The organism is Streptomyces sp. NPDC058469, from assembly GCF_042721125.1.
In the GTDB taxonomy this organism is placed as follows: domain Bacteria; phylum Actinomycetota; class Actinomycetes; order Streptomycetales; family Streptomycetaceae; genus Streptomyces.
Genome location: NZ_JBHXME010000140.1, coordinates 17785 through 29520 on the forward strand (window position 1 = coordinate 17785; position 11736 = coordinate 29520).

10 protein-coding genes and 1 pseudogene are annotated in these 11736 nt (G+C 70.5%); 6 read left to right on the plus strand and 5 right to left on the minus strand.

Annotation, left to right across the window (positions count from 1 at the left end; all coding sequences use genetic code 11):
- Positions 1–3: 3 nt before the first annotated feature.
- Both efeU and ACFWP5_RS40035 read left to right on the plus strand, forming a co-directional pair.
- Entirely contained in the window at positions 4–876 is an 873-nt protein-coding gene (efeU, locus tag ACFWP5_RS40030) for an iron uptake transporter permease EfeU (protein ID WP_384168590.1), read from the plus strand.
- Positions 836–1828: a hypothetical protein gene (locus ACFWP5_RS40035; RefSeq protein ID WP_384168594.1), complete on the plus strand. Its 993-nt coding sequence runs from the start codon at positions 836–838 to the stop codon at positions 1826–1828. Before efeU ends, ACFWP5_RS40035 begins: the two co-directional genes overlap by 41 nt.
- Before the next feature lie 49 nt (positions 1829–1877).
- On the opposite strand, the gene ACFWP5_RS40040 is transcribed toward ACFWP5_RS40035, so the two are convergent.
- From ACFWP5_RS40040 to ACFWP5_RS40055, 4 genes are all read right to left on the minus strand, one after another.
- Positions 1878–2612, minus strand: a complete 735-nt coding sequence (locus ACFWP5_RS40040; protein WP_384168597.1) for a bifunctional DNA primase/polymerase — start codon at positions 2610–2612, stop codon at positions 1878–1880.
- Positions 2613–2849: 237 nt separating this feature from the next.
- Entirely contained in the window at positions 2850–3845 is a 996-nt protein-coding gene (locus ACFWP5_RS40045) for a small ribosomal subunit Rsm22 family protein (protein WP_384168601.1), read from the minus strand.
- Positions 3846–4005: 160 nt separating this feature from the next.
- Positions 4006–5178: a serine hydrolase domain-containing protein gene (locus tag ACFWP5_RS40050; RefSeq protein ID WP_384168604.1), complete on the minus strand. Its 1173-nt coding sequence runs from the start codon at positions 5176–5178 to the stop codon at positions 4006–4008.
- Positions 5130–6413 (minus strand): multidrug effflux MFS transporter, encoded by a 1284-nt coding sequence (locus ACFWP5_RS40055; RefSeq protein WP_384168607.1) that lies wholly within the window; start codon positions 6411–6413, stop codon positions 5130–5132. Before ACFWP5_RS40055 ends, ACFWP5_RS40050 begins: the two co-directional genes overlap by 49 nt.
- Before the next feature lie 87 nt (positions 6414–6500).
- On the opposite strand from ACFWP5_RS40055, the gene ACFWP5_RS40060 reads away from it, so the two are divergent.
- Positions 6501–7499, plus strand: a complete 999-nt coding sequence (locus tag ACFWP5_RS40060; RefSeq protein WP_384168610.1) for a Gfo/Idh/MocA family protein — start codon at positions 6501–6503, stop codon at positions 7497–7499.
- A gap of 17 nt (positions 7500–7516) precedes the next feature.
- Entirely contained in the window at positions 7517–8305 is a 789-nt protein-coding gene (locus ACFWP5_RS40065; protein ID WP_384168613.1) for an SDR family oxidoreductase, read from the plus strand.
- 244 nt (positions 8306–8549) lie between these two features.
- On the opposite strand, the gene ACFWP5_RS40070 is transcribed toward ACFWP5_RS40065, so the two are convergent.
- Positions 8550–9731, minus strand: coding sequence for a D-alanyl-D-alanine carboxypeptidase family protein (locus tag ACFWP5_RS40070; RefSeq protein WP_384168616.1), 1182 nt, complete (start codon positions 9729–9731; stop codon positions 8550–8552).
- Positions 9732–10028: 297 nt separating this feature from the next.
- Between ACFWP5_RS40070 and ACFWP5_RS40075 the strand changes: the two genes are divergently transcribed.
- Positions 10029–11504, plus strand: coding sequence for an ABC transporter permease (locus ACFWP5_RS40075; RefSeq protein ID WP_384168619.1), 1476 nt, complete (start codon positions 10029–10031; stop codon positions 11502–11504).
- Positions 11505–11653: 149 nt separating this feature from the next.
- Positions 11654–11736 (plus strand): annotated as a pseudogene (locus ACFWP5_RS40080) (ABC transporter ATP-binding protein); the annotation flags it as partial.

Below are 11736 nucleotides of genomic sequence, written 5' to 3' on the forward strand. Positions count from 1 at the left end.
CCCGTGTTCTCGAACTATCTGATCGGCCTGCGCGAGGGACTGGAAGCCAGTCTCGTCGTCTGCATCCTGATCGCCTACCTGGTCAAGACGGACCGGCGCGACGCGCTGAAGCCGATCTGGATCGGCATCGTCGTCGCCGTCCTCATCGCGATGGGCTTCGGCTGCGCGCTCGAATTCGGCTCCCAGGAGATGACGTTCCAGGCGCAGGAGGCGCTCGGCGGGTCTCTGTCGGTCCTCGCGGTCGGTCTGGTGACGTGGATGGTGTTCTGGATGCGGCGCACCGCCCGGCACCTGAAGACCGAACTGCACGGCAGGCTGGACGCGGCCCTCGCGATGGGCACGGGCGCGCTGGTCGCCACCGCGTTCCTCGCCGTCGGCCGCGAGGGCCTGGAGACCGCGCTGTTCGTGTGGGCGTCGGTGCACGCGGCGAGCGACGGCACCCCGCGTCCGCTGGTCGGCGTGGGACTGGGTCTGGCCACGGCGGTGTTCCTGGGCTGGCTGTTCTACCGGGGCGCGCTGAAGATCAACCTCGCGAAGTTCTTCACCTGGACCGGCGCGATGCTGGTCGTCGTGGCGGCGGGTGTACTGGCGTACGGCTTCCACGACCTGCAGGAGGCCGACTGGCTCCCCGGTCTGACGAAGCTGGCCTTCGACATCAGTGACACGATCCCGCCGGACAGCTGGTACGGCACCCTCCTCAAGGGCGTCTTCAACTTCCAGCCGGACCCGACCGTCCTGCAGATCACGGTGTGGCTGCTGTACCTGGTCCCCACGCTCGCCCTGTTCTTCGTCCCGGTAGGGTTCGCCTCCGGGAAGGGGAAGGTGAAGACACCTGATGAGCAGGGATCGCAGCCCTCGAAGGCTCCGCAGGCTTGACCGGCGCGTACTGATAGCGGCTTCGATGACCGCTTTGTCGCTGACGGCAAGCGGTTGCGTGGTGGTCCACGGCGAGCGGGAGGTACTCCCGGCCACCACCCGCGCCGAGGCGGCCACGGCGCTCCAGCAGTTCACGACCGCGTACAACGCGGCCGACAAGGCGTACGACAGTTCCCTGGACGCCGCTCATGTCACCGGCGCGCTCGGTGACATCGACGCGGCGCGGCTGAGGGCGGGGCACACCAACTCCCCGTCCGGGAACGCGAATTACTCGCCGCTGGAGCTGACGGACGCGAAGTTCACCATCCCGAAGAAGGCCGGCTGGCCGCGCTGGTTCGTCGCCGACACCGCCGCCAACAAGGGCGGCGGGGCCCGGTGGTTGCTGGTCTTCACCCGCAACGACCTGTCCGAGCCGTGGCAGGTGGCGTATCTGACGCTGCTTTCACCCAGCGCCGTACCGAAGTTCGCGACGGACAAGGACGGCTGGGCCGAGGCCGTACCGGCGAACTCGACCGAACTGGCCGTCGCCCCGGGCGGGTTGAGCCAGAGCTACGCGACGTATCTGAAGAGCGGCGGGAGTGACTTCGCGGACGGCACGCACACCAGCGCGTGGCGCGCGGACCGGGCGAAGAACGCCTCGAAGCCCGGTCTGGTCACCCAGTACCTCGACGAACCGCTGACGAGCGGCGACTACGCCCCGCTGGCGCTGCGTACGGCGGACGGCGGGGCGCTGGTGTTCTTCACCACGCGGTACTTCCAGAAGGAGACCGCGGCGGCGGGCACGTCGGTGCCGGCCCAGAACAAGGACGTCCAGGCGCTGACGACGGGCGAGGTGCAGCAGTCCCTCACCCTCCAACTCGTGTCCAACGAGGTGGCGTTGGACCCGAAGCGGGGCGGCAAGGTGTCGGTGCTGGGGCGGATCGAGGGCCTGACCTCTGCGCAGGGCGGCTAGGCCCTACGGGCTCTGACGAGTTCTAACCGGTCCAACGCGTCTGACCGGTTCAACGGCCGAGGGGCCAGGCCGCGTTCTCCTGGTCCGGCTCCGCGCCGGCGTGGCGGGCGCAGGCGTCCGTGAGGGTTTCGAGGAGCGTCAGCGGGTCGGGCAGGGGATGCTCGGGGCCGCGTACCCAGTAAACAGACTGGTTCTCGCCGGGGAGTTGGGCCGGGGGGACGAGGACGTAGGACCCTCGGCAGTGCCAGCGCAGTCCGGGGTGTTCGTCCATCGTCTCGGGGTGGCAGTCCAGTTCGCACGGCCACCACTCGTCCTCGTCCTCGGGGGTGCCGCGGGTGAGGGTGAAGAAGAGCAGCCGTCCGTCGTCGCTCGCGGCGACCGGCCCGACCTCGACACCGGCTGCGAGCAGCCGCTCCAGCGCCTCGTGCCCGGCCTCCAGGGGGACGTCCAGGACGTCGTTGACCATGCCGGTCGCGGTGATGAAGTTGGCCTGCGGCTGGTGGCGGGCCCAGCGCTCGATCTGCGCCTGGTCGGTCGTGGACTGCGTCTGCCAGGCGAACGACACGGGGTGCCGGGCCGGTGTGGGGCAGCCCACACGGTCGCACGAACATCGATAGCCCGGGGCCGGGTGCGCGGCGGGCGCGAGCGGCAGTCCCGCCTCGGCGGCGGCCAGCAGCAGCGCCTCGCGCCCACTGCCGTCGGGGGCCTCCTGCGGGCGGCGTCCGCGCAGCCACGAGGAGAGTTTGCCCTGCCGACCGGTCCGGCCACCGAACGTCGCGCTCATCTATCTCCTCGCCTTGCTGTTGTCGCCCTGCCGTTGTGCGGTGCTGCCGCGTGGTGCTGTTGTGCGGTGCTGCCGCGTGGTGCTGTTGTGCGGAGAACTTCCCCTATGGTCCCACCATCCTGCGCCCCGAGAGGCGGTACCCCACATCCGGGGTAGGTGGGACGAGACACACCGAGACCCGGATCAGCGTCTATCGCATGATTTGCCGGGATTTACGGCCTTCAGGGCGACCCTTGGCTACGGCTGTGAGGTGTACGGCGGCCACGGGTCGCCCCAGTCCGCGTCCCGTGCCGCCTTGTACAGGTCGCCGTGGCGTTTGGTGACCGTCGTCCGGCGCAGCTGCTCGTCGGTCTCGCAGAGGTCGAGGAGTACCTGGCCCTTGCGGATCTGCGGGCGCCGTACGACGCGGGCGGGGGCGGGTTCGACGGGAAAGCGGGCGGCGGCGACGTAGCTGAACTTCTCGTCCTCGTACGGCAGGGAGCCACCCTTGACCTGGCGGTGCAGGGAGGAGCGGCTGACCCGCGCCGAGAAGTGGCACCAGTCCTCGCCGGGGGCGATCGGGCAGGCGGCGCTGTGCGGGCAGGGGGCGGCGATGTGGAACCCGGCGGCGATGAGCCTGTCCCGGGCCTCGATGACGCGGGCGTAGCCGCCGGGGGTGCCGGCTTCGACGATCACGACGGCCTGGGCCGCGGACGCGGCGGCGTCCACGAGTGCGGCTCGGTCGGGGGCGGTGAGTTCGTTGAGGACGTAGGAGACGGTGACGAGGTCGGTGGGGTCGAGGGTGAGCGCGGAGCCGATGCGGGCGCGTTGCCAACTGGCGTTGCGCAGTGCCGGGTTGGCGGCGGCGAGCTCTCTGCCCAGGGCGAGGGCGGGCTCGGCCCAGTCGAGTACGGTCACCGGGCGGTCGCCGGACCAGGTGGCGGTGACGGCCCAGGTCGCGGCGCCGGTGCCGCCGCCGACGTCCACGTGTCCGTGCGGGGCCCACTCGGGTACGGCGTCCGCGAAGGCGTCCAGCGCGGAGCGGACCGCCTCGAACGTGGCCGGCATCCGATACGCCGCGTACGCCGCGACATCCGCACGGTCCCGCAGGATCGGAGCGTCGGTGGGGGTGGTCCCCCGGTAACTGGCGATCAGCCGCTCGACGGCACCGGTGGCCTGCCTGGGCGGAAGCCCGTCGAGCAGGCGGGCCAGAGCGGTACGGAGGGTTTCGGCGGGCGCCACGGGGTCGTTCACCCGCCGATTCTAAGTGTCCCCGGGTTAGTACTGACGTCCCCGGGGGCTCCGCCCCCAGACCCCCGACCTATGCCCACCCACCACCCGTCTCGGGCACTTGAAGAGCTCGCCTCAAAAGCCCCGCCCCGCCCAGTCACCCGAGCCCTCTGTCACCCCCTTGTCACCCCCTCACCGCCCGCGCCACCCTCGTCCCCGCCGCCGCCCTCGGCCCACTGTCCGCCCCCCGCCTACGCGGATGCACGGTATTCGCCAGCAACACCAAAAACGTATCCGTACCCGGATCCAACACCACCGACGTCCCCGTGAACCCGGTGTGCCCCACCGCCCCCCGACCCGCCAACTCCCCCATGAACCAAGCCTGATCAACGCCGAAGCCCAACCCAGGCGGGGTCAGCAGCAGCTCCACGAAATCCGCGCCGAGGATTCGAGCCGGGCCGTACGAACCCCCCGCCAGCAACGTGCGGCAGAAGATCGCCAAGTCGCGGCCCGTCGAGAAGAGGCCCGCGTGGCCGGCCACGCCACCCAGCGCCCACGCGTTCTCGTCGTGGACGACGCCCCGCAGCATGCCCCGGTCCGCCTTGGCCCAGGGGCGGCGCTGGTCCTCCGTTGCCGCCGCGCCGGGGCACGGGCCGAAGTCCGTCGAGGTCATGCCCAGCGGGCGGGTGATGCCGTCGTGGATGAGGACGTCGAGCGTGCGGCCGCTGATGCGTTCCAGGACGAACTGGAGGAGGAGCAGGTTCAGGTCCGAGTAGACGTACTCGCCCGGCTCCCCCACCGGCGCCTCCGTTCGCAGCATCGACAGGCGTTCGGCGTCGTCGGCACAGTCGTAGAGCGGGAGTTCGGGGCGTAGGCCCGAGGTGTGGGTGAGGAGCTGGCGGACGGTGGTGCCGTGGCGGGCCGCCGCTCGGAAGTCCGGGAGGTAGGCGCCCACGCGGGCGTCGATGCCCAGGGTGCCGCGCTCGATCTGCTGCATGGCGGCCACCGCCGTGAACAGCTTGGTGAGGGAGGCCAGGTCGAAGGGGGTGTCGACCGTGGTCGGGACGCGGGACGCCGACGGCAGTTCGACGCCTCGGTCGGTCTCGGGGTCGTAGGCGGAATACCGTACGGCCCAGCCCGCCGCCTCCTCCACGGCGATCACCGGGCCGCGGCCTGCGACCACGACGGTGCCCGCCGCCCAGGGGCGGTCGCCGGTGGTGAGGTCGTGGACGTCCCGGACCAGGTGCCGGAGTTCCTCGGGGTCGAGGCCGGCCCGTTCCGGGGTGTCGTTGCGCAGTCTCGGGGCGCTCAGCTCCCCACTCCCTCCACGGTCGTACGTGTGTTCCAAGGACGGCACATTCCCACGAAGCAGGCCACCGCCACCAGTGCGGCCACCAGCTGGACAACCGCCATCGGGACCGCGGTGTGCTCGCCCGCGATGCCGACGAGCGGCGAAGCCACCGCACCGATCAGGAACGATGACGTGCCCAGCAGCGCGGAAGCCGAGCCCGCGGAGTGCCGAGTGCGCATCAGCGCGAGGGTCTGTGCGTTCGGGAGGGTCACGCCCATCGCGGACATCAGGACGAAGAGCGCGGCGGCCACGGGCAACAGGCCCACCGCTCCGAACGTGCCCGTCGCCATCAGCAGCAGCGCCGTCGCCGCCAGCACCACCACCGCAAGGCCCGCGCCCAGGGCCTTGTCCATGGAGACCCTGCCCACCAGCAGCTTTCCGTTGATCTGGCCCACTGCCACCAGGCCCACCGAGTTGATGCCGAACAGCAGGCTGAAGGTCTGCGGGGAGGCGCCGTAGATCTCCTGGACGACGAAGGGGGATGCCGATATGTAGGCGAACAACGCGGCGAAAGTGAAGCCGCCCGTGAGCATGTAGCCCGTGAAGGGGAGGTCGGCCAGGAGGCCGCGCATGGAGCGGAGGGCCTCCGCGGTGCCGCCCGCGTGGCGGTCCGCGGGGGCGAGGGTCTCGGGGAGGCGGGTCCAGACGAGGACGGCGAGCGCCGTGCCGACGAAGGTCAGGATCACGAACACGCCCCGCCAGTCCGTCACACGGAGGATCTGGCCGCCGACCAGCGGCGCGACGATCGGGGCGACCCCGGAGACCAGCATCAGGGTGGAGAAGAAGCGGGCCATGGCGACGCCGTCGTACAGGTCGCGTACAACGGCCCTCGCGATCACTATTCCGGCCGCGCCCGCCAGGCCCTGGACCAGTCGGAAGGCGACCAGGGATTCGACGTTCGGCGCGATCGCGCACAGGGCGGTCGCGACGACGTACACCGCGAGGCCGGTCAGCAGCGGGCGTCTGCGGCCCAGTTTGTCGCTCATCGGGCCGACCACCAGCTGCCCGAGCGCCATGCCGGCGAGGCAGGCGGTGAGCGTGAGCTGGACGGTCGCGGCGGGCGCGTGCAGGGAGCGGGTGACCGCCGGGAGCGCGGGGAGGTACATGTCCATCGACAGCGGCGGGGTCGCGGTGAGGCCGCCGAGAACGAGGATGACGAGGAGGCCGGCGCTACGGGTCGCCTTGAGCGGCGGTACGACGGACTGCGGCACGCTCGGCGCCTGCGCCCCCTGCTCGGGCATGTGCCCCTCCCTCTCCGAGTGATCCGCCACCTATGCTCTCAGCTCGTACAGGGTGCCGAGGGTCTGGTGAACGAGGGTGGGGCCGCGATGACGGAGCAGAGGGTGCGCTGGGGAGTCCTGGCGACCGGCGGGATCGCCGCCGCGTTCACGGCGGAGCTGGTGGATCTGCCGGACGCCGAGGTGGTCGCGGTGGCCTCGCGGACGGAGGCCTCGGCGAAGGCCTTCGCCGAGCGCTTCGGCATCGAGCGGGCCTACGGCGGCTGGGACGCGCTGGCGAACGACGCGGACATCGATGTCGTCTACGTCGCCACCCCGCACGCGGCGCACCGCGCGGCGGCCGGTCTCTGTCTGGAGGCCGGGCGGAACGTGCTCGTCGAGAAGGCCTTCACCCTGAACTCCCGCGAGGCCGCCGAACTGGTCGCGCTGGCGGGCGAGCGCGGCGGCTTCCTGATGGAGGCCATGTGGATGTACTGCAATCCGCTGGTACGGCGGCTCAAGGCCCTCGTCGACGACGGGGCGATCGGTGAAGTGCGCACCGTTCAGGCCGACTTCGGGCTCGCCGGGCCCTTCCCGGCCTCGCACCGGCTGCGCGATCCGGCGCAGGGCGGCGGCGCGCTGCTGGACCTCGGGGTGTACCCGGTGTCGTTCGCGCATCTGCTGCTCGGTGAGCCCGCCGACGTGAAGGCGTCGGCCGTGCTCTCGCCCGAGGGCGCGGATCTCCAGACGGCGGCCCTGTTCTCCTGGGACAGCGGCGCGCTGGCCGCGCTGCACTGCTCGATCGTCGGCGGTACGGGGACCTCGGCGTCGGTGACCGGTTCGCTGGGGCGGATCGACATCCCGGACGGCTTCTTCCACCCCGACCGCTTCGTGCTGCACCGGGACGGGCGCGACCCCGAGGAGTTCGTCCTCGACCCGGCGGACGGGCCCCGCAACACGCTGCGGCACGAGGCGTCGGAGGTGATGCGGGCGCTGCGGGCCGGTGAGACCGAGTCCCCGCTGGTGCCGCTGGACGGCACCCTCGCGGTGATGCGGACACTGGACGCGGTGCGGGAGCGGATCGGGGTGCGCTACCCGCAGGAGGGGTGACTCGTAGGCTGCCGACCATGGATGACAGGCACATGGTTGACGGACACATGGTTGGCGGGCAGTCGAAGATCGCCGTGGTGACCGGCGCGGGCTCCGGCATCGGCCGCGCGGTCGCCGTGGAACTGCTGCGCACGGGCTGGTCGGTGGCGCTGGCAGGCCGCCGCACCGGGCCGCTGGAGGAGACGGCCGCGCTGGTGCCCGAGGGCGCCTCCGTCGTCGTGGCGACGGATGTGGCGCGGCCGGAGGATGTGGACGGGCTGTTCGACGTGACCGTGGAGCGGTTCGGGCGGGTGGACCTGCTGTTCAACAATGCGGGGACCTTCGGGCCCGGTGGGGTGCCGGTCGAGGAGTTGCCGTACGACGCGTGGCGGCATGTGGTGGACACCAACCTCAACGGGGCGTTCCTGTGCGCGCAGGCGGCGTACCGGCGGATGAAGGAGCAGGTGCCGCAGGGCGGGCGGATCATCAACAACGGGTCCATTTCCGCTCATACGCCTCGGCCGCACTCCGTGGCCTACACCGCCACCAAGCACGCGCTGACGGGGCTCACCAAGTCGCTGTCGCTGGACGGGCGGCCGTACTCGATCGCGGTCGGGCAGATCGACATCGGGAACGCGGCGACCGACATGACGCGGCGAATGGAGGCCGGGGCGCTGCAGGCCAACGGGGTGGTGGCCGCGGAACCGGTGATGGATGTCGCCGATGTGGCGCGCACGGTGCGGCACATGGCGGAGCTGCCGTTGGCGGCGAACGTGCAGTTCGCGACGGTGCTGGCGACCGCGATGCCGTACGTGGGCCGTGGCTAAGTCGATTTGCACAAGCGGAATTTGACCGTCCGCACCATTGCGCCCGGTTGCTGACTTATGCTCAACTCTTCTCCATCAAAGCTTCACACTTGGAGCACAAGGCTTCCGCAGTACTGGAGCCTTGGGTTCCGCAGACCAAAACCGAGGGGGGAGAGGCGACAGTCGTTCCACGGCCCGGGTGGGGGTGGATCTCGCGTGGGACCGCGAGGTGCGCACCGGGCCGTGGGGCGGCTGTCGCGTCACGTCAACTCCCGTCGCCCTCCGGGGACTTGGCCGCCGCCGCTACGGCCGCCCGTCGCCTGCGCAGCGCGAACGCGCCGCCCGCCAGCACCGCGACCGTCCCCGCCGCGCCTTCCAGCAGCCGCCAGGGCGAGGGACCGTCCGACGAGGACGCGGCGGCTCCGGTGGCCCCCGGCGCCCCCTTGGCGCCCTTCCCCGACGGCGTCGGGCTCGCGACCGCCCCGCCCTCGCTCAGCGGCTCGACCAGCGTGCCCACCGCCTGGGCCGAACTCCCTTTGCCGAAGCCCCAGTCGAGGAGCGCGGCGGTCTCCTTGTAGACCTCGTTGCCGCCGTTCGCGGGGTGCATCACGGTGACCAGGAGGGTGCGGCCGTCGCGGGTGGCGGCGCCGGTGAAGGTGTTGCCGGCGTGACTGGTGTAGCCGTTCTTCACGCCGATGATGCCCCGGTACGGGCGCAGGCCGTAGGCGCCACTGAGCAGACGGTCGGTGTTCTGGATCTGGAAGGTCTTCTTGCCGCCGGCCGGGAAGTTCGCGACCCGGGTCGAGCAGTACGAGCTGAAGTCGTCGTCGTGCAGGCCGTGCCGGGCGAAGAGCGTGAGGTCGTACGCCGACGAGACCTGCCCGGGGTGGTCGAAGCCGTCCGGGCTCACCACGTGCGTGTCCAGGGCCTGGAGGTCCTTCGCCTTGGCCTGCATCTCGGCGACCGTCCGCGCGATCCCGCCGTTCATGTGGGCCAGCACATGCACGGCGTCGTTGCCCGAGCGCAGGAAGACGCCCTGCCACAACTGGTGGACGCTGTACAGGATTCCGGGCTTGACGCCGACGAGGCTGGAGCCGGAGGGGACGTCGGCGAGGTCGGCGTCGACGACGCGGTAGGTCCGGGTCCGCTCGAACTTCCCCAGCACGGTGTCGGCGAACAGCATCTTCAGCGTGGAGGCGGGCGCGAGGCGCTGGTGCGCGCGGTACGAGGCGAGCACCTCGCCCGTCTTGTGGTCGGCGACGATCCACGAGCGGGCGGTGAGCTTCTTGGGCAGACCGGCGGCATCGGCCACCTGGATCCCGTCGCGGGCCAGACGCTCACCGCCTATCGCCGTCGCCGCGGACGCGGGCGTGGCCGCCGCCATGGGAAGAGCGGCGGCGGTCAGACCGAGAGCGGCACGCCGGGTGAGCCGAGAGGAATCGCGCATCTCGGGACCGTACAAAATCGGGCCGCCGCGGTGCACGGCGGGGTGCATGGTGAGATGCGCGGCGGGTGCGTGACGGGATGTCGAAAAGATGGTCGAGAACCCATTTCAGCAAGCTATTGAACAGGGGTTTCCTGGCAGGAGGCCCTCCGCAGCTTAGGAATGAGCTGTCTGACGCAATTCTGATGTCAGGCCCCTTTTTCTCAGGTCAGACACATCCTTTACTCAGGTCGACTCAAAGGTTTCTCCATAGCTTGTGGCCGCGCCCACAGCGGGCGCCAAGAACCTTTGGGGAACGGGATGTTTGGCATCTATCTCAAGCGCGAACTGAGCCGGCGCAAGAAGGCGGCCCTGGTCATCGCCATGGGTCTGGCGCTCGGAATCGCGCTGGTCATCACCGTCAACTCGGTGTCGGCCGGCATGAATCAGGCTCAGGACAAGGTCCTCAAGTCTCTTTACGGTCTCGGAACTGACATGACCGTGACCAAGGCGCAATCGGCCCCCAAGGCCGGCAGCACGCAGGGTCCCAGCTTCAAGTTCGGCGCCACATCGAGCACCAGCAGCTCGCAGAGCTCGGACCGGGTGAACACGCAGGGCGGTCAGGTCCTCGCGTCCTCACTGGTCACGAAGGTCGGCTCGCAGAAGGGCGTGTCCAGCGCGGTCGGCGCGCTCACGCTGAACGTCACCAAGGTCGACGGCTCCTTCACCCAGGGCAAGGCGAAGTCCTCCACCACCTCCGGTTCCTCTTCCGGTTCACAGCAGGGCGGCCCCGGCGGCGGCACGGGCAGCAGCAGCACCGGCCAGCCCCAAGTGCAGGGCGGCGGCGCCAACTTCAACGTGAACTCGTACTCGGTCGCGGGTATCGACGTCACCAACCAGACGCTGGGCCCGCTGTCCACGTCGAAGATCACCACCGGCAAGACGTTCACGACCGCGCAGACCAACGCGAAGGTCGCGGTCGTCAGCAAGTCGTACTCCAAGACGAAGAAGTACAAGGTCGGTTCGACCTTCTCGATCTCCGGCACCAAGTTCACGGTCATCGGCATCGCGACGCCCAACAGCAGCGAGTCCACGATCGACGTGTACCTGCCGCTGAAGCAGGCGCAGACGCTGGGCGACTCGAAGAACGAAGTCACCACGATCTACGTGAAGGCGACCGACTCCAAGCAGATCTCGGCCGTCAAGACGACGATCCAGAAGAACATCTCGGGTACGACTGTCACCACCTCCGCCGACCTCGCGTCCACCGTCTCCGGTTCGCTGTCCACCGCCTCCAACCTGGCGACCAGCGTGGGCAAGTGGCTGTCGGTCGCGGTCCTGATCGCCGCGTTCCTCGTGGCCGCGCTGCTCACCTCCTCGGCGGTCTCCCGCCGTGTGCGTGAGTTCGGCACGCTGAAGGCGCTCGGCTGGCCGAGCCGCAAGGTGACCCGGCAGGTCGTCGGCGAGTCCATGGTCAACGGTCTGATCGGCGGCGCTCTCGGTATCGGGCTCGGCCTCCTGGCGGCCTACACGGTCACCGCGATCAGTCCCAAGCTGACCGCGCAGCTCGGCTCCACCGGCGGTGGCGCCCAGGGCGGACCCGGCGGCGGCCAGGGCGGCCCCGGCCGGCAGGCCACCTCCAGCACCCTGGAGATCGCCCTGAACGCGCCGGTCTCGCTCACCACGATCGCCCTCGCGGTGGGCCTGGCCGTCACCGGCGGTCTCATCGCCGGCGCGATGGGCGGCTGGCGCGCGTCGCGGATGCGTCCGGCGGACGCGCTGCGCAGCGTGTCGTAGAACAGCCGCGACGGCGTGGTCCGGCGGCGGTGGCTCGCACCGCCGCCGGCGCCGACCGCCGCACCCCCTGATCCGGGGCGCCGCCTCCACTCCCCCCGAGAGGCGGCGTCCCGACCCTCTTCTTCACAGACGCATCCGACGGAGATCCCATGTACAAGCTCACCGGCGTCAGCAAGCGCTACTCGCGGGGCAAGGAGACGGTCGAGGCGCTGCGCGGCGTCGACCTCACGAT